The organism is Enterovibrio makurazakiensis (assembly GCF_050336585.1).
Taxonomy (GTDB): domain Bacteria; phylum Pseudomonadota; class Gammaproteobacteria; order Enterobacterales; family Vibrionaceae; genus Enterovibrio; species Enterovibrio gelatinilyticus.
Genome location: NZ_JAKJSE010000005.1, coordinates 276,109 through 299,330, shown reverse-complemented (window position 1 = coordinate 299,330; position 23,222 = coordinate 276,109). Strand labels below are relative to the sequence as shown.

Below are 23,222 nucleotides of genomic sequence, written 5' to 3'. Positions count from 1 at the left end.
TTGAATTTTCTGCTTTGACAACCATGAGCCGTTTTCTCGGCTCAGACTTTCTTGATCCCATCCAAATGCGTATGGCATTGATTTCGTGCTGTGGCGAAAAATGCCTGAAGGTAAGGACGGTCACTTTCTTGATGCCTGACTGCTGCATATAGTCGTCGCCATAGTCCTTTTCCTAACGGCTTATCAACCACTAATCCTTGTCGTGAAAATTCACTGATTGCCCAATTCGGCAAAGCCGCCACACCAAGACCCGCCGTCACCATTTGAATTAGCATCAGTGTGTTGTCTGCAGATTTAAAGTTTGCCGGCTCGACGCCCGCGGGATGGAGAAAGTGTTTGATGACATCCATTCGCTGACGCTGAACGGGGTAGGTAAGAAGCGTTTCATTCGCCAAATCCTCGGCTTCAATAACACTTTTCGATGCCAGTGGATGCGTATCCGAGAGCACCAATCGCATTTCAAAATCAAACAGCGGCTCATAGTGGATTTCGCTGCGAGGGCTAATGTCTGACGAAATAACGAGATCCAATTCCCCACTAGCCAAGGCAGGTAAGGGTTCAAATCCAAATCCTGAAGAGAAGTCCAATGTCACCAAGGGCCAGCTCATTCTGTATTCTTTCAATGCTGGCATTAACCATTGAAAGCAGGAATGGCATTCGATCGCCATATGCAATCGACCTTGCGCGTCTTCCTTCAACGCTGCGAGTTCCGTTTCAGCTCTAGCAAGGCGAGGAAGCATGTCATCCGCCAGTGCCAGCAACACTTGGCCTTCTGCAGTAAAACGAACAGGACGTGTTTTTCGAAGAAACAATGGAGCGCCTATGCGTTGCTCTAGATCTTTGAGCTGATGTGACAAGGCAGATTGTGTCAAACAAAGCTGTGTGGCTGTCGCTGTCAATGAGCCTGTATCGCGTAATACAGAGAGCGTTCGCAAGTGCTTAACTTCTAACATGAATTATTCTCAACATCCGTTTGAGTAATTTGAGTTTGTTTTATGCACTCTAATGAATCAAGGTGGACATGTAAACATCTGGACGGCTAAAAAGGAGAAGATAATGTCCACTACACATATTCTTGGTTACCCGCGCATCGGCAACAAACGTGAATTGAAATTTGCATTGGAGAGTTACTGGCACGGGAAAAGTGACCAACAAGCCCTTCGCGATGTTGCTGCTACTATTCGCCACAACAACTGGCAGTCACAAGCCGATGCTGGGCTTTCTTATGTCACGGTTGGCGACTTTGCTTGGTATGACCATGTTCTTCAAACCAGCCTGACCTTGGGTCATATTCCTGAGCGTCATCGTAACGGTCATCCAGATCTCGACACCTTATTCCGGATTGCTCGTGGTAAAGCACCGACAGGTTGCAGCTGTGCAGCGTCAGACATGACAAAGTGGTTCAATACAAACTATCACTACATCGTGCCAGAGTTTACTAAAGACGATGAATTTTCTTTGAGCTGGAATCAGTTATTTGAAGAGGTGTCAGAAGCTCAGAAGTCGGGTTACAAGGTGAAGCCTGTGGTTTTGGGACCTGTTTCTTACTTGTATCTCGGTAAAGAGAAAGAAGACGGTTTCAACCGCCTAGATTTACTTCCACGTTTATTATCCGTTTATCAGCAAATTTTCACCAAGCTAAAATCACAAGGCGTTGAATGGGTGCAAATTGATGAGCCTATTCTTGCGCTTGATTTGCCCGAAGAGTGGAGAAAAGCCTACAAGCTCGCGTACCAAGTCATTAGTGGCGACGTAAAACTGCTTCTTACTACCTACTTTGAATCTGTTGAGCAACAGCTTGATGTGATTAGCGCACTAAAAGTAGACGGCCTGCATGTTGATTTGAGTGTTGCGCCACAACAGTTGGATGCCGTGATCGATGCAGTTCCCTCCAACTGGGTGGTTTCACTCGGTGTCGTAAATGGCCGTAACGTGTGGAAAGCCAACCTGAACAAATGGCTGCAAGCACTCCAGCCTGCCGCGGAAAAGCTGGGCGATCGCCTTTGGGTATCAAGCAGTTGCTCTCTTTTACACTCGCCGATTGATTTGAACTTAGAAACTAGCCTCGACGAAGAAGTGTATTCTTGGTTGGCCTTTGCTAAGCAAAAGCTGAATGAAGTAGCGTTATTGGCAAAAGCACTTGATGGAAATGAATCTGCCATTGCAGCTTGTGAAGTGTATAGCGAAGCCATTGAAGCGCGCGCATTCAGTGAGCGAGTCAACAAGCGAGATGTACAAGCGAAAGTGAACGGCATTACTGCTGCGTTAGGTGAGCGAGAACTACCGTATGAAGCGCGCGCAAAAGCGCAAAAAACGGCGCTGTCGTTACCTCTTTTCCCAACCACGACCATTGGTTCATTCCCGCAGACGGCCGAAATTCGTCAGCAGCGCCGTGATGTTAAGTCGGGTGTTCTGTCTGCCACAGATTACACGGCTGCAATGCAAGGCCATATTAAAGATGCCATTGAGCGCCAAGAGAGGCTCGGCCTTGATGTGCTGGTTCATGGCGAACCAGAGCGCAATGACATGGTGGAATATTTCGCTGAAAACCTTGATGGGTTTGCTGCCACCCGATTCGGTTGGGTACAAAGCTACGGGTCGCGCTGTGTGAAACCTGCTGTCATCGTGGGTGATATTTCTCGCCCTGCACCGATCACTGTGGATTGGACGTCCTATGCACAAAGCCTGTCAGACAAGCCGGTGAAAGGTATGCTGACGGGGCCGGTGACGATTTTGGGTTGGACTTTCCCTCGTGAAGATCTGTCTCGCCAAGCCATTGCAGAACAAATTGCGCTGGCGTTGCGTGATGAAGTGGCTGATCTACAAGAAGCAGGTATCAACATTATTCAAATTGATGAACCTGCAATTCGTGAAGGGATGCCGTTAAAAGTGGGTGATTGGAAAGCGTATCTGGATTGGGCGGTTAATGCATTTAAGATCTCAGCAGCAAGTGCCAAACCAGAAACGCAAATCCACACACACATGTGTTACAGCGAATTTAACGACATTATTGACTCTGTTGCTGCGCTCGATGCCGATGTCATTACCATCGAAACGTCGCGTTCAGACATGGAATTGCTTCAAGCATTTGAAGAATTTTCGTATCCAAATGAAATTGGCCCGGGTGTGTATGACATTCACTCACCAAACATCCCAGAGGTAGACAGCATGGTTGCCTTGTTGGAGAAAGCACGTAAAACCATTCCAGATTCACGTTTATGGGTTAACCCAGACTGTGGATTGAAGACGCGTAACTGGGACGAAGTTGAAGCCGCGTTGTCTAGCTTGGTCAATGCTGCGAGCATACTGAGAGATAACGTCAGTAAGCCTCGTTGAATCCTGAATCTACAGGTTGTTTGGGTATAAAGAGGTCGAAAATATAGACCTTCTTTAATAATTCATTGCATTTTCAGCGATGCGAAATCTCGTTGATCCCTTCTCGCCCTGATGGTTTTTTCCGTCAGGGCGAATTTATTTTCACTTCCTCACCAAAGAATTCAAGCGCTTAGTTTGCCCCATGGTGGCAGGATTCGTAAATATGACTAACAATTAGTTAACATATAACGGAGGGTATAAAGAGGATGGCAAAGAAGGTTTTGTATTCAACGATTGTAACGGTCCTCGTTGGGCTGTTTTTTTCGTTCCTCGCAGCCATGTCTTTGTATCAATCTGAGAAGCAAGCCGTTAAACATGAAATTCAAAAAGACGTTGAAAATGCAGCCCTTTCTTTAGGCAGAGAGCTCAACATCAGTATCGAACTCCTTTACGCCTTACGCAGTCAGGTTTCCCTTAGCAATGAAATCAATGAAGATGCCTTCAGCGCGTTGGCTAACAATGTGATGGATCGACATCCTAATATACGCGCAATGGAATGGGCGGAATTTGTCACGAAAGATGAACGCTCCCTCTATGAAGCGGAAGCGGCGTTAGAGTTTGCGTTGTTTGAAATTGTTGAGCTGAATGAAACGGGAGATTTGGCAAAAGCAGGGCAGAGGGATCGCTATTTCCCTGTTCGGTATGTGACGCCATATGCTGAAAATCAGAACATGGTGGGGTTTGATTTGGCCTCGCGAGCATCAATGAAAGATGCGTTGGAAATGAGTTGGTATCGTGGTGTTCCTATTGCAACACCGGCTATGCGCTTGAAAAGAGAGTTTGAAGACAATAGCGGCTTTCTTATGCTACTCCCCGTATTTTATGGTGAGCCGGAAACAGCAGCCGATCGCCAAGAAATGTTGAGAGGCTTTTTGTTAGGGCTGTTTGCTGTTGGGGATATTTTTGATTTAGCCATTAACAACACGGTAAAAGAGTCCATCAACTTGGAATTGCTGGATGTGGGGCTAAAAGCGCAAAGTGACGTGATTTATCGGAATGTTGTCGATTTGTCTGAGCCGCCAGTAGAAGCATTGAGTTATACCTCTGCGCCGATTTATTTTGCTGGAAGAGAGTGGTTGTTAAAAGGTACGCCTTCACCCAGTTATGTGAACGAGCGGATGAGTGTTTATCCTCACTTAATTTTCTTTATCGGTGTTTTGATTTTTACGTTACTGGCATATTTGCTCTATATGCTTCAACACCGCGCTTTACTGATACAAAAACGTGTGGATGCAAAAACCCGTGAGTTGCGCGAAGCTAACAAAAAACTCGAAAGGATCTCGAAGAGCGATGGTTTAACGGGGTTTTGTAATCGAGATTACTTCGAAGAATGTGTACAAGCTGAAGTGAAACGCACTCAGCGTGACAAGCTAGCCATCAGTATGATCATGATTGAAATTGATAATATGTCCCACTACAACGCAAAACATGGTCGCGTTGTGGGTGATAAGGCGATTCGTTTGATTGGTCAATCTTTAGTCGATACGTTAAAGCGCCCTGGGGATCTGTTGGCCCGTTATGGAGGAGAAACATTTGCCATACTTCTGCCAAATACCAAAGATGGCGCTCCGATTGCTAATGTGTGCTTAGAAGCGATTAAACAGTTGAAATTGCCTTTTGACAAAGAAGAAGGCAGTCAGCTCATGACCATTTCGGTTGGTGGGGTTACCGTGCTAAATGCCGATAACATGGATGCTTCGAAAGTGATTGCTTATGCGGAGATAGCCTTAGGTAAAGCGGTTGTTGCGGGGCGGAATCAGTCTAATTGGATATATACCGAAGAACGAAAACAGCCTCCCGAAGGAGGCTGAATATACCTGTAACTGGTTATCGAGGGGGAGTTAGTTCACCCAATCACGCAGCTGGAATGACAGTACATGCTCGCCATTTTTCAGAACGAGTTTTTGTTTAGTCAGCGTCACGTCGCTCCAATCACCTAATACACTGGTCATTACGCCTTCGAGATCCATTGCTGATTCTGGGCATGCCATCATAGTGCTTGCCATTTTATCGATGCGGAATTGGTCTTCCTTCAGTTCACCTTGACCAAAGTAACGGTTACAACCGCCATGGCCATTAGCAGTGAATGATTCACCAATCTCTAAGCTTGGCGCAGCAAAACCTTCTGGAAGGTTTAATGGCTGACCATCAACGCTTTCCAGAATCCAGTTGTGGTGCTGCATGTTGACAACAGAAACATCCATAGCGTCGTTTTGTGCTGAAGTGCTGGTTGCACAGCCTGCTAAGATTGCTGGTGCAACCAGCATTGCAATTGCCATTTTTTTCATTTGTTACTCCAGATATGTCACTGAATGCATGTATTAAAGACAGTGCCGATGAAGGAAAGTTTCCTCGTAACTCAAACACGGTGTCATGAAGAACATTGTGCTTATTATACCCCAGTATTTCGGGGCTGCGCGGGTATATTGCTTACCAAATCAGCGGATAAGGTCAGAAATCTGTTAAATCTGAATGGAGTAGGTCATTTCGGTCATTTTTTGTTGGTGATATACCGGCGCAATATGGGGAGAACCAGCAGAGTGAATCGAGAGCGGTTGCTTAAAAAGATAGTAAAAAGCTCTCACTGAAGTGAGAGCTTTAGGGATTCTTATCACGGCATTGTTATTACGATTTCCACCCTATTAGTATGAGGATGTTTGGCTAAGTAGAAAAAATTGATCCGTTAGCCGAAATCGCCATTCACGTAACCACGCGTGCGCTGATCACGAGGGTTGGCAAATAACTGGTGTGTATCGTCATGTTCAATCAGTTCACCCATCAAAAAGAAAGCGGTGCGGTCTGAGATACGACGAGCCTGTTGCATGGAGTGTGTCACGATGACGATGGTGTAGTTCTTTTTCAATTCTTCCATCAAATCTTCGATTTTCTTGGTCGCAATAGGGTCAAGTGCAGACGTTGGTTCATCCATTAGAATAACTTCGGGTTCCATGGCTATGGTTCGGGCAATACATAGACGCTGCTGTTGGCCGCCTGATAAACCAAACGCATGGGACTTCAACCTGTCTTTCACTTCATCCCAAAGGGCAGCGCTTCTCAAACTCTTTTCAACGACTGTATCCAGTGTTTTTTTATCCTTGACGCCTTGGGCACGCAAACCGTAAGCAACATTGTCATAAATGCTCATTGGAAATGGGTTGGCTTTTTGAAACACCATACCAACTTTAATGCGAAGGTTTGCAATGTCGATGTTGCCATAAACATCTTCGTTATCCATATCCAAGCGACCGTCAATTTTCACGCCTTCAATGAGATCATTCATGCGATTCAGGCAACGTAATAGTGTGGACTTTCCGCAGCCAGACGGGCCAATCAACGCCGTCACTTTTTTATTCGGGATCGGTAGGTTGATATTCTTCAATGCGTGGTTTGCGCCGTTACCGTAGAACAGGTTTAGGTTTTCAATGTTGAATTTGTTCATGATTATTCTTCCAGACTCAATAAATGGCTTTGCTGAATTTGCTAGCGATGATTTTGGTCATCATGTTGATAAGCAGTACGACAACAATCAGTACCGTTGCAGTGGCGTAAGCTTGGTGCCACTCGTGGACGGTGTAGAGCTCCTGAGTCAATTTATACAAATGTACGGTGAGGGTACGGCCTGAATCCAACACGCTTTCTGGGATTCGGGCGACCATACCTGCAGTTAGAAAAACGGGGGCAGACTCGCCAATAACGCGTCCTACACTCAAAATGATGGAAGTCACGATGCCCGGCATCGCACTCGGTAGTATGAGTTTCCAAATGGTGTAGATTTTCGATGCCCCTAGTCCATAGGAGCCTTCACGGTAAGTGTTTGGCACTGCCATCAGCGCTTCTTCGGTTGTGCGAATAATGACAGGCAGAATCAAAATACTTAACGTTAATGCGCCTGATAGAATCGAGAAGCCTAGTCCCAACACGGCGACAAAGAATGTCATACCAAATAGACCGAAAATGATTGACGGAATGCCTGCAAGGGACTCCGTACAAAAGCGAATCACTTTTACCCATTTGCTACCGAGCTTGGCGTATTCGGTGAGGTAGATGGCGGTCATGATGCCGATCGGCGCTGCGATAGAGATAGACGCAATAACCATGTAAATGGTGGAGACAATCATTGGCCAGATGCCAGACTCTTCCCCAATACGGCTGTAGTCGCTTGTGATGAATGACCAGTTCACGTATTGCAAACCGTTGCTTAAAATGTACCAGATGATCCAAAACAGAAATCCGACGGTCATGCCTGCAGCTAGCCAAACGGTGACTAGCGAAAGTTTGTCTTTGAATTGACGTGTCATCATGGGGTTACTTCGCTTTTTCTTGGTTTAGGTATAGCAGGGCAGCATTCAAAATCATGATGAATACCAAGAGAACGATGCCTGTGGCGTAGAGCGCATTGGCGTGAATGCCAGACGCGTAGGACATCTCTAGTGCGATGTTTGCCGTTAACGTACGTGCTGATTCAAGAATACCCTCAGGCATTGCCGGTGCATTGCCCATCACCATGATGATGGCCATGGTTTCACCGAGAGCGCGGGCAATGCCCAAAATAACACCTGTCATAATGCCTGAACGCGCTGCTGGAATGAGTAGCTTAAACGTTGTGAACATCGGTGATGCGCCGAGCGCAAGGGAGCCTTCTTTGTAGGCTTTAGGTACGGCACGCAACGATGTTTCAGACACTGCAATCACAGTGGGAAGTATCATCACGGCAAGCACGATAATGCCCGCAAGCAGTGTGTTGCCAGCAGGTACGTTGAAAATGTCTTGGATCATAGGAACGATGATCACTAGGCCAAAGAAACCGTAAACCACCGATGGAATGCCAGCCAGTAACTCGACAGCTGGACGAATAATGTTGGCTAGCCACTTAGGCGCGACTTCGGCTATGAAAATTGCTGTTAGTACAGCAACGGGAACGCCGATGGCGACAGCGCCAGCGGTTGATGCTAGCGATGCCACAATCATTGGGGCAATGCCGTAAAGAGCAGGGGGGAGCCACTCCGAACCTGTCACTATGTTGACAAGGCCAGCCTGCTGAATGGCAGGAATCCCTTCACGGAAAATGAAAAAGCCAATAGTGGCGAGAGACAACACGCCAAGCGCGGCAGCAGTGAGAAATAGGGCGCGGAAAAACTCTTCACGCCAGTCGCGGTTTTTACCTCGACCGAGCTTACCTGCCGGAAGGGGTTCGATAACGTGTTGATGTATGGTGGTCATGGTTCACTCCATGATGCCAGTTTTGGCATTGAGGAAGTTTGTTAACGTGGCCCAACTAGAAACGAGTTGGGCCAATATGGTTAGTGATTAAGTTTGATTAATTGACTGGCACGTAGCCTTGGTTTGAGACGATTTTCTGGCCGTCTGCAGACATGATCCATGTCAGGAACTCTTCGGCTTCAGGTGATGGATTACCCACCTTATTGAGCACCAAGAACGGACGCGCAACTTGGTATGTGCCTGCAGCCACCGCTTCTGATGTTGGTGATACGCCGTTAACCTTAACGGCTTTAAGAGACGTGTCGATAGAGCCTAGAGAGATGTAGCCGATAGCAAATGGATTGTTAGCGACGATGGTTTTCACTACACCATTGCCGTTACCGACCTGAGCGCGTTGGGAAATGGCTGAGACAGACATGCCGTTGATTTTTCGCTTAAGGCTCATGATGTCTTCAAACGCACCGCGTGTGCCTGAAGCAGTATCGCGGGTCACAACAACGATAGGTTTGTTCTCGCCACCAACGTCTGACCAGTTCTTAACGTCTCCGCGATAAATTTTGGCGATTTGCTCAACAGTGAGGTCAATTAGCGGGTTGGCGTTGTTGACTACGACAGCGATGCCATCACGTGCTATTACGGTTTCAGTGATTGATGATTCTTTTTCTGATTCCTTCAATTCGCGAGAGGCCATACCAAACATGGAGGTGCCGTTTTTTGCCGCTTTAACTCCCGCAGAAGACCCCGTGCCTTGCACTTCAATAAATGTGCTGTTGTTTTGCTTGTGGTAAGTCTCGGCAAGTACTTCCATTACTTCAGTCACTGAGGTTGAGCCGGAAACAGTGATTGTTTGTTGCGCTGAAGCGGTTGTGGCCATCAATGCGCTTGCTACGCACAATGCAGAAAATACGTTTGATTTCATTGTCGCTTTCCTTTGGGTTGCCTTTTGGTGAGGCGCTGTATGAGTCAACGAAAGCAACTTTAGGAGAGTTTTATGACAGCTATGTTTCACTAATTTGAAGCATTAATGACGAGACGAGTGATTCATAAATGAATCGTTTGTTTTGTGTGCGAATAGTTAGGTAAACGAATAAACGAGGGGAGAACGGAGGTGATTCTTAACATTTGGAGCGACTCAGGTGCAGGCTTAGTTTTGGCTAGCAACTCTGAAGTTAACTAAGTGAGATTCATGTAGCCAAGCATCCGTCTGGGCCAAAGTCATCGGACGTCCATACCAATAGCCTTGTATCTTGTCACACCCAATGGACATCAAATACTGGCCTAATGCCTCGGTCTCTACACCTTCTGCAACGACACGGCATTCAAGGCTGTGTGCAAGATAGATTGTCGACCTAACAATGGCTTCGTGGTTACTGCTATAGAGTAAGTCTGTCACGAAACTGCGGTCGATTTTTATTTCATCTATGGGCATATTGCTAAGAATTGATAGCGATGAGAAGCCCGTACCAAAATCATCGATGCTTAGCGAAACGCCCAGTTTTTTGATTTTTTCGAGGACTTCTCGCGCCTTGCAGGGATTTTGCATCATGCTGGTTTCGGTCAGTTCTAACGTTAATTGGGCTGGGTTAATGGCGTAGGTTTTCAATAATCGCTTTAAGTAGGGTTCCAGGTTGTTATCCTCCAGATCTTTGACCGATAGATTCACCTGTACTTGCGGAAAAATACCTTGTGAATGCCAAATAGCTAGCTGGGCAATTGCTGTTTCCAACACCCAATGAGTGATCTGTTTGATAGCATTAGTTTGTTCGGCGATGGGAATGAAATCGTCAGGGCGTACGATGTATCCATCATTCAACGTCCACCGAATGAGGGCTTCAAATGTAGTTTGGTTTGGAGTTTGAACATTCATGACGGGTTGAAAGTAAAGTTCGAAATCCATTGTCGAAATTGCATTGTGTAGCATGGCAGCTAATTCAGTCTGATCGTAAAAATGGCTGGTTCTTGAGGGTTCATAGATGGCGTATGGCGCTTGAATACGTTTCGCGCTATACATCGAAATCTCTGCGCGTTTTAGCAGTTCTTCAGCATTGGAACCATGTTCTGGAAAGAGTGCAACGCCAGCGGTATTGGTCAAGTTCATATCATGATCGTTGATGGTAAGTGGATGATCGAGATACGCTTGCATGCCTTCAATGTATGCTGGGATGTTGGTGTTTTCAGGGTTAAGAAGAACCAAAGTAAACCGATTGCCACTTGAACGAGCAAGAAATATATCGTCGTCAACGTACTCTTTCAGTCGTGTTGAGAATTGAGCGAGTAAAACGTCCCCTTTTTGATGACTAAACACCTCGTTTAAATTGTTGAAGTTATTAATATCAATAATGATTAAGGCAAGTTTTTGCTGAATAGTACTGTCATCGGTGATTTGCTCGCTGATTGTTTTGAGGAGAAATCGTCGATTAGGTAAGCCAGTTAATCGGTCGTGTGAGGCGTTATGGCGTTGTTGGAACTCAGCAAAAGCGATGCGTTCCATACTCTGAGAAACGACGCCAAATATCATGACGCAGAAAATACCGCCACCAAAGAAAATGACAGCAACGACGCACTCGATAAAGGTGATTTCTGGCTTCATCGATAGAAAGGCAGCATACAAGATATAGCCAATGATGAAGCCAAGCACGACAGGAACAAAACTGAATGTAGAAGGGCGTCGATCACGTTGATATAAGGAGATCGACGACTTTAACGCAGAAAGGAGCGCAAACATACCCATGATGACAAGGACAATAGATAGGGTTTTTATCATCGTTGTTGCAATGCACCCACATAAAAAAGGAACGTCACTCTGTTGATGCTGTCAGGTAAGCAACAACAGAGACCCTCCTAATTGTAGTAGATGTTTCTCATTTTGAGATTTGTGTCGCTTAATTGAAACCGAGTGTTAAGTAGAGCAAACACCACACTTAGGATTCTTAGGCAAAGAAAACGACCGCCATTCGCTGCTCAGTGCATCATAAAGCATTATTTTACCTGTTGGCGCTGGTGAGAATTTTGATATGACTTTGATGGCTTCAAGTGCTTGGGTTGCTCCAATGATGCCAACGACGGGCGATAAGATCCCCGCTTCTACACAGCTCAGTACCTGTTCGCCAAACAGTGCGCTGAGGCATTGGTAACAAGGCTCTTTCTCTCCATAGGTGAAGACAGCTACTTGTCCTTCCAAACGGATAGCGGCACCGCTGATCAAAGGCGTTTTTGAACGGAAGCAAAGTTGGTTGAGTTGGTTTCGTGTGCCAATATTGTCTGAACAATCGATAACGATACTGTGCTGTTCGATTAATGCCAGTAAGGCATTGTCATCCAACCGTTTTTCGATGGTGTCGATACTCACATGTGGGTTGAGAACACGCAATGCTTTGGCCGCAGATTCTACTTTCAGCTCACCAATTGTGCTGTCATTGTGAAGCACTTGTCGCTGTAAGTTTGATAGTTCAACGCGGTCATCATCAATGAGCGTTATTTTCCCAATTCCCGCAGCAGCAAGGTATTGGCTTGCTGCACAGCCTAAACCGCCAGCACCTAGAATAAGGACTTGGCTTTGCTTTAAAGCCTCCTGACCGTCGAAATCAAATTGTCTGAGCACGATTTGGCGGTTATATCTGAGTTCTTCTTCGGGAGAGAGAATGTCCACGTTGTCCCTTAGCGTTCGGGTAGATGAGTACAAAGAGTGGGGAGAGGCCGGGAGTGTTTTAGCGTGACGCTAAAACACCGGCGACCTCGTTGGCGAGTTCAATGCAGGATTAGTTCAACACTGCACTAAACGGTTCAACCATGACTGAGTCACCCACTTCTATGTGGCCGCGATCTTGCTCAAGAATGGCAAAGCAATTTGCCAACGAAAGCGAACTAAATGCGCCAGAGCCTTGGTTGCCTGTTGATGCGACAACGAGTTCACCTTGTTCGTTCATGCGATAGATAGCTCGTTGGTAATCAGTGCGACCCGGTGCTTTTTTGAAACGCGTTTCTGCTTTGGCTTTTAGTGCGATGCTCTGCTGCCATTGTGTATGTCCTGCTAGTTTCGCTAGAAGTGGCTGAACAAGCACGTGCAAAGTCACCAGTACAGACACTGGATTGCCAGGCAATCCACAGAAAAGCGCGTCTTTAACAGTACCAAAAGCAAAGGGTTTGCCAGGCTTGATAGCGATTTTCCAAAAGCCAACTTCCCCTTCTTGGTCCAAGATGTCTTTGGTGTAGTCGGCCTCACCGACGCTGACGCCGCCCGATGTCACGATGACATCCGCATCGTCTGCAGCACTTAGAAATGTTTGTCGCAATTTTTCCGGGCAGTCAGGTACCACACCTAGATCGATTGCTTCACAGTGCATCTTTTCCAGCATTGCGCGAATGGTATAGCGGTTGCTGTCATAGATTTCACCCTTACCCAAAGGCTCACCGACTTGACGTAATTCGTCGCCTGTCGAGAAGAATGCAACTTTGGGCTTGCGAATAACAGTGACATTCGCAATACCTAGTGTTGCCAGCATAGGCACTTCTCGCGGTGTTAACAGCGTGCCTTTCGGAATAACGACAGCGCCTTGCTTAACGTCGTCACCGATAGGGCGAATGTTCTGTTGAGCGGTCGCTGATGCAGTAAAGGTAATCTGATCGCCGTCTACTTCTGTTTGCTCTTGCATAATGACCGCATCTGCACCTACTGGCACTTCAGCCCCGGTCATGATGCGAATACAGGATCCTTCAGGCCAATCGCCCTCAAAAGGAATACCAGCGAAAGATTTACCTGCCAAAACGAGGGCGCGAGATTTTTCTAAATCAGCACAGCGCAGGGCATAGCCATCCATTGCTGAGTTAGCAAAAGGTGGGACATTGATAGGCGATCGAATATCTTCCGCCGTAATGCGATTTTGTGCGTCAATCAGTGACACGTTTTCGGTTTGTGTCAGTGGGGTGGTTTGATCCAAAAGAATGTCGATAGCCGTTGATACAGGCATCAAACCAGGAGTGTCGCAGCAACCCATAATGAACTCTCAGTAGTTTCGAGCAACTTATGCTCAATACGCAGAATAAAGCGGGCATTATGGCAAACTTTAGCCGCTGAAACTAATGCCCACACGCATTTCGAGGTGTAAATTTTTTACTATAAACGCTATGCTTCAAAAATCTGACAGAAATTGATCCTTGTCTGTGAATGACGAGTAATTAATTAGATAACAACATTGCAATAATTCAAGGATTTTCCATGACAGCATTGAGCGATTCAGCAACACGAGTCCGCGAAGCCCTTATCGCACGCGGTATTGAGACACCAATGCAGACCGGCTCCACAATGACCGCGGAAGAAAAGAAAGAACGAATTGAATATCACATGCGGGAAATTTTGTCTGTTATCGATCTTGACCTCGATGATGACAGTTTGACTGAAACACCAGCGCGCATTGCAAAAATGTACGTTGATGAGGTGTTTTCCGGACTTGATTACGCAAATTTCCCCAAGATTACTGTGATCGATAACAAGATGGGTTGTGACGAAATGGTGAGAGTGAAAGACATCACCATGACCAGCACCTGTGAGCATCACTTAGTCACGATTGATGGCAAGTGTACTGTCGCATATCTACCTAAGAACAAAATCATTGGTTTGTCGAAGATCAATCGTATCGTACGTTTCTTCGCGCAGCGCCCTCAGGTTCAAGAGCGTTTGACTCGTCAAATTTTGGTGGCTCTGCAAACGCTATTGGAGACGGAGAATGTTGCTGTTCACATGCACGCGACTCATTATTGTGTGAAAGCGCGTGGAGTGATGGATGCGACTAGTGCGACGACAACGACAGCGTTGGGTGGTAACTTCAAACAGAATGCCTCCACGCGAGCAGAGTTTTTGCACGGCGTCGGTTAATTCCACGTTTGGTGGTACCCAAGATAGGTTTCCATTAACCGGAATAGAAACAAAAAAAGCGCCGAAAGGCGCTTTTTTATTAGAGGTTAGTGCGATGATTATTTAAGAACCGCAGCGATAGCTTTACACAGTGGACCCATGTTAGAGCGCATCATGCCGGCAACACTGATACGGCCAGAGCCTACGATGTACACACCGAATTCTTCTTTCAGGCGTGTCACTTGTTCTTTGTTTAGACCAGAGAAAGAGAACATGCCGTTTTGGCGTTGAATAAAGCTGAAATCACCTTCCACGCCTTCTTCTTTCAAGGTAGCAACGAATAGCTCGCGCATTTCTTGAATGCGAACACGCATATCCGCGACTTCTTGTTCCCACTCTGCACGCAAGGCAGCGTCGTTTAGGATCGCTGTCACAACTGCAGCACCATGCGCTGGTGGGTTAGAGTAGATAACGCGTGCAATGCTTTTCACTTGGCTAAACGCGGTTGCGGTTTCAGCAGCATTTTTACCAACGATGGTGAATGCGCCAACACGTTCGTTGTACAAGCCAAAGTTTTTCGAGAAAGAGCTCGCAACTAAAAGCTCTGAACATGCATCAGCAAAAATGCGAAGGCCTGCTGCATCTTCTTCAACGCCCGACGCAAAACCTTGGTAGGCAAAGTCGAACATTGGGAGTAGGTTTTTCTCATTACACAGTGCAGCCAGTTGTTGCCACTGCGCGGCATCTGGGTCGATACCGGTAGGGTTATGGCAGCAGCCGTGCAGAAGAACCACATCACCTTCGCTTGCGGTTTGTAGATCTGTCAGCATCGCTGCAAAATCCATGTCTTTGGTTTCTGCGTTGTAGTAGCCGTAAGATGCCACTTCCAAGCCAGCCGCAGCAAATACACCGTTGTGGTTCGCCCATGTCGGGTTACTCACCCATACTTTTACATCGCCAAGTTGACGCTTGATAAATTCCGCCGCCACACGCAGTGCGCCTGTACCGCCAGGTGCTTGTGCTGTTTGTGCGCGTTTATCTGCAATAAGAGATGCATCGTTACCAAACAGCAGCTTTTGTACGGCTAAACCATATTCAGGCGTACCTGGGATGCTTAGGTAAGATTTTGTGGTTTCACTTTCAAGTAGAAACGCTTCGGCTTTCTTAACGGTAGCTAAAACAGGTGTATTACCGGATTCATCCTTGTAAATACCGACGCCCAAGTTGATTTTCTCGGCGCGTGTATCTGCTTTGAATTCTTCAGTAAGACCTAGAATAGGGTCGGCAGGGGCTGCAGCTATTTTTTCAAACATCTCATTCATCCATGGCGTTAGTAAAGGGAACTACCTTTGTTTATACCATTTTGATCCGTTGTAATAAAACCGAAATTTCCTGAAATTTTATTGTTCTTTGTATCTGTCTATTCGCGCGATCAATCGCACATTTTTTAGCAACCGTTGGAATCATGTTCTTATTGACCTTTTCGACAAGTTTCGCGCGAGTCCTGTGTCCGTCAGGTTGCTTGTATATCTAAGGATGAATGATTCTGAATCGTACTTTTATCATCTATCAGCGTGTGGAAAAGCGCATTGAAATAGACGATGTGGGCTGAGAGGGGTGTTTTGAGGGAAAATTACATAAAAAAAGACCGCTAATAACAACAGCGGTCTTTCGAAACATAATTAGAACGTATCAGCGATGCAAAAAATTAGAAGTTTGCACTGCGTGGCGTACGTGGGAATGGAATAACGTCACGAACGTTGCCCATACCTGTTACGTAAGAAACCAGACGCTCAAAGCCTAGACCGAAACCAGCGTGTGGTACGGTGCCGTAGCGACGAAGATCGCGATACCAGCTCATGTGCTCAGGGTCGATGTTCATTGCGCGCATACGTGAGTCTAGAACGTCTAGACGCTCTTCACGCTGTGCACCACCAATGATTTCACCGATACCTGGTGCAAGTACATCCATTGCCGCTACTGTTTTACCGTCGTCATTCAAGCGCATGTAGAATGCTTTGATGTCTTTCGGGTAGTTTTTCACGATAACAGGCGCTTGGAAGTGTTTCTCTGCAAGGAAACGCTCGTGCTCAGATGCCAAGTCGATACCCCATTCAACTGGGTTCTCAAACGTTTGGCCTGATTGAAGCAAGATGTCGATTGCGTCGGTGTAATCCACTTGCGCAAAATCAGAGTCAACGAATTTCTCTAGACGCGTGATCGCTTCTTTGTCGATGCGCTGAGCAAAGAATTCAAGGTCATCACGACGTTCTTCAAGTACTGCTTTGAATACATACTTCAGCATGTCTTCAGCCAGTCTTGCTACATCGTTCAAATCTGCAAACGCCACTTCTGGCTCAACCATCCAGAATTCCGCTAGGTGGCGGCTGGTGTTTGAGTTTTCAGCACGGAACGTTGGACCGAAAGTGTAAACTTTGCTCAAAGCACATGCATACGCTTCTGCGTTCAGCTGACCTGAAACGGTTAGGAAAGTTTCTTTACCGAAGAAGTCTTCGTTGAAATCCACTTTACCTTCGTCTGTGCGAGGTAGGTTTTCCATGTCCAGTGTAGAAACTCGGAACATTTCACCCGCGCCTTCTGCATCAGAAGCGGTGATAAGTGGCGCAGAAACCCAGAAGTAACCTTGCTCATGGTAGAAACGGTGAATCGCTTGAGACAGGCAGTTACGAACACGTGCAACTGAACCAATCACGTTGGTACGTGGGCGCAGGTGAGCAACTTCGCGTAAGTACTCAATAGAGTGACGAGTTTTTGCCATTGGGTAAGTATCAGCATCTTCAACCCAGCCAACGACTTTTACGTCAGTTGCTTGAAGTTCAAATGCTTGACCTTGACCTGGGCTTTCAACAACTTTACCTGTCACTTCAACAGAGCAGCCTGTGGTAAGACGCAGTACATCTTCTTTATAATTATTCAGCTCATTAGAAACAACAGCCTGAATTGGATCAAAACAAGAGCCGTCATAAATGGCGAGGAAAGAGATACCGGCTTTTGAATCACGACGGGTGCGGATCCAACCACGGACAGTGACTTCTGTGTCGACTGCCGTTTTGCCGCGCAGGACGTCTGCTACAGGCATATAGTTCATAATTTGCATCTAACTCCGTTGAAGAATGCCTGACAAATCGTGTCATCAGGCTAGGATAATTCGCGCTTAAGCAGGCAAGTTTACCTTTATCGCCAAACTACCTCAAGATACTTGATTTACGTGGATTGCTTGCCCGTACTGTTCGGAGAAAATCTAAGCGAATACAGTGTGGATCTTTGGTGCGGAAAGAGGGGATAGCAACCTAAATGTGTCATTTCGGGAACGACAAGGGGCTATTGGCAGTGATTCAATTTGAGCTGGGCTCAAATATTAAGTAGCATCGCCCCCGCAAGTGATACCCAAGTGCGATTATTTGGGTATGCCATTATCGATCACAGGAACGTACAAAATGCACACCGAACTGTTTAAAGAATTCATGTTTGAAGCGGCCCACCATCTCCCACATGTCCCAGAAGGTCATAAATGTGGTCGATTGCACGGTCACTCGTTCCTTGTGCGTATCTATGTCGCGGGTGAGGTTGACCCTTATACTGGCTGGGTCATTGATTTTTCTGAGATCAAAGAGGCTTTTAAGCCAATTTATGATCGTCTCGACCACTATTACTTGAACGATATTGAAGGGTTGGAGAACCCGACCAGTGAAGTGTTAGCAAAGTGGATTTGGGATGAACTGAAACCGTCTTTGTCTTGCCTAAGTAAAGTGATGATCAAAGAAACGTGTACTGCAGGTTGTATTTACACCGGTGAATAACACGCCATTCTGATCCACATTCACGATATAACGTGTAGATGCGATGTGGAATGGAAAACGAAAAAGGGTCTGAGGGCCCTTTTTGTTTAGATTGGTGGTGAGTTTGACACAACGTCGAGAGTTTCTGGGTTGAATCAGGCGATATCTAAGTACTTATGTGTCTGAATCGACAAGCGCCAGTTGCGTTGAATGCATGTTTTTATGCAAAGTTCGGTAGCTCTTGGCTTCTGGCTAATGGGTTGCAGTGCAATTTCTTTACTACTCAAATTAATTCCATCAAGCAACGTATCAAGCTTTTCAATATCAGATTCTGTCCCGACAGGGTGCTTGATCTCATTGGCTCTCTCTAACGCTTCTACCAACACCGGAAGTTTTCCGCGCATGTTGATTTTAGGCGATACCGTCACCCATGTGTCCTTGGTTGCTTTGATTGCGTAAGTGCCGCTGGTTTCGATTTGGCATCGATAACCTGCCGATTCAAGGCGTGAGGTTAGAGGGATGAGATCAAAAATACACGGTTCCCCGCCGGTGATAACCACATGTTTTGCAGTGTAACTTTTCGCTAAGTGAGCAAGAATAGTGTCAGCTGACACCTGTGACCAAGTTGGACTGTCGCCGGTTTTCGCTAGGACAGTTCCAAAATCTCGCTCATCGTTTGGGAGCGTATCCCACGTTTGGCGTGTGTCGCACCACGGGCAGCCTACAGGGCAGCCTTGAAGGCGAACGAATACAGAAGGCACACCCGTAAAGGTCCCTTCTCCTTGAATGGTTTCAAATATTTCGTTGACGTTGTACATACCGCTTCAACAATCAGATTTTCATGTGGTGCAAGATTATGGCAGTTTCCCTAGCACCTGTCTTGGGAAGAAATAATTTGATGCATTACTTACAGAATGCCATACATTTAAATCATTGATTTTTAGTGTCAGATGCTGATTTATTTGGGATGAGACAAATAGCTCGTGATGTGTATCACGACATCTAACTATGAAGCTTCACAATTACTTCGCAAAGTAAAAAAATTCACTGTTAATGAATTTTATAGGGAAAGTGGGATGATTCTCGCCCAACCAGGACACATAGATCACATCAAGCGCAACAATGCTGGGGCGGTTTATAAGCTGATCGATCAACTTGGGCCTATCTCTCGAATTGAGCTTTCTAAACGCAGCCAATTAGCGCCTGCAAGCATTACCAAAATAACCCGTGAGCTCATTGATGCTCATCTTGTCAAAGAGACTGAATACGGAGAGCCTGGCAGCCGTGGGCGACCTGCCATTGGCTTGGTGTTGGATAATGAAGGCTGGCAGTTCCTGTCTATTCGTCTTGGTCGTGGCTATTTGACCCTTGCTTTGCATGAGTTAGGTGGCGACATCCTCGTGGAGGAGCGCCATGACATTCTCGTGCTCGATCAGGATGTGCTCATTGAACTGATTCAACAGTACATTAATCAGTTTTTTTCAACACATTCAAAGATTGTTGACCGTGTTACTTCTATTGCTGTTTCGCTTCCTGGGCTGGTAAACAGCACGCAAGGCATTGTGATTCAAATGCCGCATTATGATGTACATAATATGCCGCTGGGAGCGGCAATACATCGTGCAACAGGGTTGCCAGTATTCATCGGCAACGACACACGATCGTGGGCACTAGCCGAAAAACTGTTCGGTAATGCACGTGACGTTGATAATGCCATACTCATTTCTATTCATCATGGGCTCGGCGCCGGCATTATGCTCGACGGAAAGGTTCTGGAAGGACAAGTCGGCAACATTGGTGAACTAGGGCATATACAAATCAAACCGTTTGGTAAGCGTTGTTTTTGTGGAAACAACGGTTGCTTGGAAACGGTTGCTAGCCTGCAAGCAGTATTGGATGACACGCAGACTCTCCTTGATCAAGGCCATGAAAGTGTATTGCACAATAAGCCACTGACCATCGACAGTATTTGTGATGCTGCGTTAGAAGGTGATGGCGTCGCGCAACAGATTATCACCGAGTTAGGTCATAACCTTGGGCAAGCTATCGCGATCATGGTGAATTTGTTTAACCCACAGCGAGTGTTAATAGGTGGAGAGTTCAATCGTGCAAAGTCTGTGCTTTATCCTGCCATTATGGAAAGAGTGTTGAATCAGGCTTTGCCGCACTACTGTGAGAATCTAATAATAGAAGAGAGTTATTTTTACACGCAAGCGACGATGCCCGGCGCGGCGTTGGTTAAGCGTGCGATGTATGACGGCTATTTGTTAATGAAGGTTCTAGAAGGCTAATCTTGGTTTAAGTGGTTTAAGTGTCAAAGAAAAAGGAGCGCATGGCGCTCCTTTTTTGTAAGAGTCGAGTCCCGAGACTGGTGACTTATTCCTAACGGTAACTTATATATCCTGCGCCTCATCTCGTTAACACTGGCGTTTGAAAAACGTTGCTAAAACGGATACCAGATAGTCGCTGCTTCTGAAGAACGTTTGAAAATCGCTAGCGCCACCAATAGCGCAATAACAGCTAGCGCAATACCATCTTTGGCTGTTAGAGGGCGAGAGTGATACCAAGTTCGTTTTGGGTTTCTGCCAAATCCACGCAGCGTCATGGCGTTGGATATTTCATCTGCTCGATCAAGGCTTGAGAAAATGAGTGGAATAAGAATTTTCGCCACACCTCTAAATCGTTCCATAAGCGGTGCATTTTTCGAGAAATCAACACCACGAGCTTGTTGCGCGTGCATGATATTCACAAAGTCATTCTTCACTTCAGGCAAATAGCGCAATGTAAGGCTAACGGCATAAGCGATTTTGTAAGGAACACCAATACGATTCAGGCTTGAGGCGAACTCGGTTGGATGGGTGGTAAAGACAAACACCAACGCAATAGGGAACATACTGAAATACTTCAGTGTCACGGTACACAGGTAGAACAGTGTTTCTTGTGTTAGTGAATAGTTACCCGGTAACGTAATTAGAGGCGTGGTTGTTCCAATCCACTCTGGACCCTGTTGTGGCGCGACAATAAACATGAATACGGCATTCATGCTGAGTACGCTCAACGTGCCGAGCAAAAGCGGCTTATACACCCGAAAAGCAACGCCCGTCATATTAAGCAGCGCCAAGCCAAGTGCGACCATGCTTAAAATGATGCGCAAATCGAAGGTAGTAAGCACAACTGTTACCCATGCCATGAACAAGGCGAACTTGGTGATGCCATTGAGTGCATGCAGAGGGGAGTTTGTATCAATGTAGTTGATACCAAACTTCATCTTCGACGCTTTCATTTGGTATTGCTCTCAGTTTGAATGAATTGCTGCATAAATCCGTTGATGTCTTTGATTCCTACTCGGTCAGCGATCTGATAGAGGCTGGTTGTAGCAAGGTTTGCTTGGTCAAGCAGATTGGGTTGACTGAAAACGGAGGTCATTGGCGCATCGGCAATTAACTTGCTGTCGGCGATCACAATTGAGCGAGTCGTGTATTCGAGCACCAAATGCATGTCGTGCGAGATGATCATAACGGTGATGCCACGTTCTTTGTTTAGGCGCTGAATGAAAGAAAGCATTGCGCTGTAATTACGATAATCCTGACCTGCTGTGGGTTCATCAAGAACCAGCAATTCTGGCTCCATCACCAAAATTGACGCAATGGTTACACGTTTTTTCTGGCCATAACTCAACGCATCAATAGGCCAATGGCGATATTTACTTAATCCACAGAGTTCGAGAGCGTTTAGCGCACGCTGCTCGATGTCTTCTTCGCTGAGACCTAGATTTTTAAGGCCAAAACTCACTTCGTCCATGATCATATGATGAGAAATCATATGATTTGGGTTTTGCATAACGACACCAACTTTCTTGCTACGCTCGAAAATTGAAAGTTGGCTGAAATCTTCACCATTAAAACAGATCGTGCCAGAGTCAGGTTCGAGCACGCCCATAATCAGTTTGGTGATGGTGGATTTTCCTGAACCATTCTTACCAAGAACAGACACGATTTCACCGCGATTGACTGAAAATGATACGTCTTCCAACGCATTCTTTTCGCCATCGTATGAATAGGTTAGCCCTTCAATGTTTAATAGTGGCTCGGCGTCTGGCTGCCCGTCGTTAGGCGTATATTCCTCTGCCCATTGCAGCAAAGGTGTTGCAAACTGGTCAACATCAAGCAAGTTGAGATAAGCAGGATTATCAGATTCCGAAAGATGACAACCTGCGTGTTTCAATGCTGAAAGATACAGAGGTTGGCGAATACCGTGCTCGTGAAGTAAACCTGACATCAAAATGGCATTTGGCGTGGTGTCAGCGACAATGGAACCATTATCCATCAAGATCACGCGATCGACGGTGTGTGTCAGGACATCTTCAAGGCGATGCTCAATGATGATGATGGTTTTACCGGTGTCACGGTGCAATTGATCGATGATCTCAATCGTGCGTTTGCCCGTTTTAGGGTCGAGCGCCGCTAACGGTTCGTCAAACAGCAACACATCAACGTCATCAACCAAGATGCCAGCGAGCGATACTCGCTGCTTTTGACCGCCAGATAAATCATGTGGCGCATGGTTGAGTAGCGTTTCTAAGTCGACCATTTTGGCCGTAGCCTTGACCAAAGGGTACATGTCAGCCACTGAGACACATTGGTTTTCCAATGCGAAGGCAATGTCTTCTCCCACACTGAGACCAACAAATTGGCTGTCAGTGTCTTGCAAAACGGTGCCGACTTTCTCTGTGTATTCCACCAAAGACATCTTTTGGCTGTTTTTGCCATCAATCAGCAACTCGCCGTGAATGTGGCCTTCAATAGCATGTGGGATGAGTCCATTAATACATTGACCCAGCGTGGATTTACCGCTGCCGCTAGGGCCAATGATGAGGACTTTTTCGCCCTTTTCAATACGAAGGTTGATGCCTTTAAGTGTCGGATTGACTAATGCATCGTAGCGAAAGGTAAAGTTCTTAAATTCGATGGACATAT

The 23,222-nt window shown here is 46.2% G+C and carries 19 protein-coding genes; 5 read left to right on the top strand and 14 right to left on the bottom strand.

The features are described from left to right. Window positions 1-41: 41 nt before the first annotated feature. Window positions 42-953, bottom strand: coding sequence for an HTH-type transcriptional regulator MetR (gene metR, locus L4D06_RS03515; protein WP_429737885.1), 912 nt, complete (start codon window positions 951-953; stop codon window positions 42-44). A 103-nt stretch (window positions 954-1,056) separates the two neighbouring features. Between metR and metE the strand changes: the two genes are divergently transcribed. Together metE and L4D06_RS03505 are read left to right on the top strand one after the other, a co-directional pair. Then, window positions 1,057-3,336: a 5-methyltetrahydropteroyltriglutamate--homocysteine S-methyltransferase gene (gene metE / locus L4D06_RS03510; protein WP_429737884.1), complete on the top strand. Its 2,280-nt coding sequence runs from the start codon at window positions 1,057-1,059 to the stop codon at window positions 3,334-3,336. A gap of 245 nt (window positions 3,337-3,581) precedes the next feature. Continuing rightward, a complete protein-coding gene (locus L4D06_RS03505; RefSeq protein ID WP_429737883.1) occupies window positions 3,582-5,186 on the top strand; it encodes a CHASE domain-containing protein in 1,605 nt (534 codons plus the stop codon). A 30-nt stretch (window positions 5,187-5,216) separates the two neighbouring features. On the opposite strand, the gene L4D06_RS03500 is transcribed toward L4D06_RS03505, so the two are convergent. From L4D06_RS03500 to moeA, 8 genes are all read right to left on the bottom strand, one after another. Then, window positions 5,217-5,663 carry an META domain-containing protein gene (locus L4D06_RS03500; RefSeq protein WP_274165421.1) on the bottom strand — a complete coding sequence of 149 codons (447 nt, stop codon included), beginning with the start codon at window positions 5,661-5,663 and terminating at the stop codon, window positions 5,217-5,219. Between the two features lie 395 nt (window positions 5,664-6,058). Then, window positions 6,059-6,814 (bottom strand): phosphate ABC transporter ATP-binding protein PstB, encoded by a 756-nt coding sequence (gene pstB / locus L4D06_RS03495; RefSeq protein WP_429737882.1) that lies wholly within the window; start codon window positions 6,812-6,814, stop codon window positions 6,059-6,061. A gap of 16 nt (window positions 6,815-6,830) precedes the next feature. Then, window positions 6,831-7,676: a phosphate ABC transporter permease PstA gene (gene pstA, locus L4D06_RS03490; RefSeq protein ID WP_429737881.1), complete on the bottom strand. Its 846-nt coding sequence runs from the start codon at window positions 7,674-7,676 to the stop codon at window positions 6,831-6,833. Between the two features lie 4 nt (window positions 7,677-7,680). Beyond that, a complete protein-coding gene (pstC, locus tag L4D06_RS03485) occupies window positions 7,681-8,595 on the bottom strand; it encodes a phosphate ABC transporter permease subunit PstC (protein WP_429737880.1) in 915 nt (304 codons plus the stop codon). Window positions 8,596-8,692: 97 nt separating this feature from the next. Further along, window positions 8,693-9,514 (bottom strand): phosphate ABC transporter substrate-binding protein, encoded by an 822-nt coding sequence (locus L4D06_RS03480; protein ID WP_429737879.1) that lies wholly within the window; start codon window positions 9,512-9,514, stop codon window positions 8,693-8,695. 225 nt (window positions 9,515-9,739) lie between these two features. Further along, on the bottom strand, window positions 9,740-11,359 hold the full coding sequence (locus L4D06_RS03475; protein WP_429737878.1) for a putative bifunctional diguanylate cyclase/phosphodiesterase: 1,620 nt from the start codon (window positions 11,357-11,359) through the stop codon (window positions 9,740-9,742). Between the two features lie 135 nt (window positions 11,360-11,494). Next, window positions 11,495-12,244 carry a molybdopterin-synthase adenylyltransferase MoeB gene (moeB, locus tag L4D06_RS03470; protein WP_429737877.1) on the bottom strand — a complete coding sequence of 250 codons (750 nt, stop codon included), beginning with the start codon at window positions 12,242-12,244 and terminating at the stop codon, window positions 11,495-11,497. Between the two features lie 109 nt (window positions 12,245-12,353). Further along, window positions 12,354-13,589 carry a molybdopterin molybdotransferase MoeA gene (gene moeA / locus L4D06_RS03465; RefSeq protein WP_429737876.1) on the bottom strand — a complete coding sequence of 412 codons (1,236 nt, stop codon included), beginning with the start codon at window positions 13,587-13,589 and terminating at the stop codon, window positions 12,354-12,356. Window positions 13,590-13,810: 221 nt separating this feature from the next. On the opposite strand from moeA, the gene folE reads away from it, so the two are divergent. Further along, window positions 13,811-14,467 carry a GTP cyclohydrolase I FolE gene (gene folE / locus L4D06_RS03460; RefSeq protein ID WP_274165413.1) on the top strand — a complete coding sequence of 219 codons (657 nt, stop codon included), beginning with the start codon at window positions 13,811-13,813 and terminating at the stop codon, window positions 14,465-14,467. 98 nt (window positions 14,468-14,565) lie between these two features. Here folE and L4D06_RS03455 read toward each other — a convergent pair whose 3' ends face one another. Continuing rightward, window positions 14,566-15,759 carry an amino acid aminotransferase gene (locus L4D06_RS03455; protein WP_274165412.1) on the bottom strand — a complete coding sequence of 398 codons (1,194 nt, stop codon included), beginning with the start codon at window positions 15,757-15,759 and terminating at the stop codon, window positions 14,566-14,568. 395 nt (window positions 15,760-16,154) lie between these two features. Beyond that, window positions 16,155-17,555: an asparagine--tRNA ligase gene (gene asnS, locus L4D06_RS03450; protein ID WP_429737902.1), complete on the bottom strand. Its 1,401-nt coding sequence runs from the start codon at window positions 17,553-17,555 to the stop codon at window positions 16,155-16,157. A gap of 349 nt (window positions 17,556-17,904) precedes the next feature. On the opposite strand from asnS, the gene queD reads away from it, so the two are divergent. Further along, on the top strand, window positions 17,905-18,267 hold the full coding sequence (gene queD / locus L4D06_RS03445; RefSeq protein ID WP_274165411.1) for a 6-carboxytetrahydropterin synthase QueD: 363 nt from the start codon (window positions 17,905-17,907) through the stop codon (window positions 18,265-18,267). 134 nt (window positions 18,268-18,401) lie between these two features. Here queD and queE read toward each other — a convergent pair whose 3' ends face one another. Further along, complete coding sequence (gene queE / locus L4D06_RS03440; RefSeq protein WP_429737875.1) at window positions 18,402-19,064, bottom strand: 7-carboxy-7-deazaguanine synthase QueE; 663 nt, start codon at window positions 19,062-19,064, stop codon at window positions 18,402-18,404. 258 nt (window positions 19,065-19,322) lie between these two features. Between queE and mlc the strand changes: the two genes are divergently transcribed. Next, on the top strand, window positions 19,323-20,537 hold the full coding sequence (gene mlc / locus L4D06_RS03435) for a sugar metabolism global transcriptional regulator Mlc (protein WP_274165409.1): 1,215 nt from the start codon (window positions 19,323-19,325) through the stop codon (window positions 20,535-20,537). A 152-nt stretch (window positions 20,538-20,689) separates the two neighbouring features. Here mlc and L4D06_RS03430 read toward each other — a convergent pair whose 3' ends face one another. Together L4D06_RS03430 and L4D06_RS03425 are read right to left on the bottom strand one after the other, a co-directional pair. Further along, window positions 20,690-21,529, bottom strand: coding sequence for an energy-coupling factor transporter transmembrane component T family protein (locus tag L4D06_RS03430; protein ID WP_429737874.1), 840 nt, complete (start codon window positions 21,527-21,529; stop codon window positions 20,690-20,692). Further along, the gene (locus L4D06_RS03425) at window positions 21,526-23,220 is read right to left on the bottom strand and encodes an ABC transporter ATP-binding protein (RefSeq protein ID WP_274165407.1); all 1,695 of its coding nucleotides are present in this window, start codon (window positions 23,218-23,220) and stop codon (window positions 21,526-21,528) included. Before L4D06_RS03425 ends, L4D06_RS03430 begins: the two co-directional genes overlap by 4 nt. Window positions 23,221-23,222 lie beyond the last annotated feature (2 nt).

Coding starts and splice junctions, on each gene's coding strand:
- metR (WP_429737885.1), bottom strand. CDS start 953: ATGTTAGAAGTTAAGCACTTGCGAACGCTCTCTGTATTACGCGATACA.
- metE (WP_429737884.1), top strand. CDS start 1,057: ATGTCCACTACACATATTCTTGGTTACCCGCGCATCGGCAACAAACGT.
- L4D06_RS03505 (WP_429737883.1), top strand. CDS start 3,582: ATGGCAAAGAAGGTTTTGTATTCAACGATTGTAACGGTCCTCGTTGGG.
- L4D06_RS03500 (WP_274165421.1), bottom strand. CDS start 5,663: ATGAAAAAAATGGCAATTGCAATGCTGGTTGCACCAGCAATCTTAGCA.
- pstB (WP_429737882.1), bottom strand. CDS start 6,814: ATGAACAAATTCAACATTGAAAACCTAAACCTGTTCTACGGTAACGGC.
- pstA (WP_429737881.1), bottom strand. CDS start 7,676: ATGATGACACGTCAATTCAAAGACAAACTTTCGCTAGTCACCGTTTGG.
- pstC (WP_429737880.1), bottom strand. CDS start 8,595: ATGACCACCATACATCAACACGTTATCGAACCCCTTCCGGCAGGTAAG.
- L4D06_RS03480 (WP_429737879.1), bottom strand. CDS start 9,514: ATGAAATCAAACGTATTTTCTGCATTGTGCGTAGCAAGCGCATTGATG.
- L4D06_RS03475 (WP_429737878.1), bottom strand. CDS start 11,359: ATGATAAAAACCCTATCTATTGTCCTTGTCATCATGGGTATGTTTGCG.
- moeA (WP_429737876.1), bottom strand. CDS start 13,589: ATGGGTTGCTGCGACACTCCTGGTTTGATGCCTGTATCAACGGCTATC.
- folE (WP_274165413.1), top strand. CDS start 13,811: ATGACAGCATTGAGCGATTCAGCAACACGAGTCCGCGAAGCCCTTATC.
- L4D06_RS03455 (WP_274165412.1), bottom strand. CDS start 15,759: ATGTTTGAAAAAATAGCTGCAGCCCCTGCCGACCCTATTCTAGGTCTT.
- asnS (WP_429737902.1), bottom strand. CDS start 17,555: ATGAACTATATGCCTGTAGCAGACGTCCTGCGCGGCAAAACGGCAGTC.
- queD (WP_274165411.1), top strand. CDS start 17,905: ATGCACACCGAACTGTTTAAAGAATTCATGTTTGAAGCGGCCCACCAT.
- queE (WP_429737875.1), bottom strand. CDS start 19,064: ATGTACAACGTCAACGAAATATTTGAAACCATTCAAGGAGAAGGGACC.
- mlc (WP_274165409.1), top strand. CDS start 19,323: ATGATTCTCGCCCAACCAGGACACATAGATCACATCAAGCGCAACAAT.
- L4D06_RS03430 (WP_429737874.1), bottom strand. CDS start 21,529: ATGAAAGCGTCGAAGATGAAGTTTGGTATCAACTACATTGATACAAAC.
- L4D06_RS03425 (WP_274165407.1), bottom strand. CDS start 23,220: ATGTCCATCGAATTTAAGAACTTTACCTTTCGCTACGATGCATTAGTC.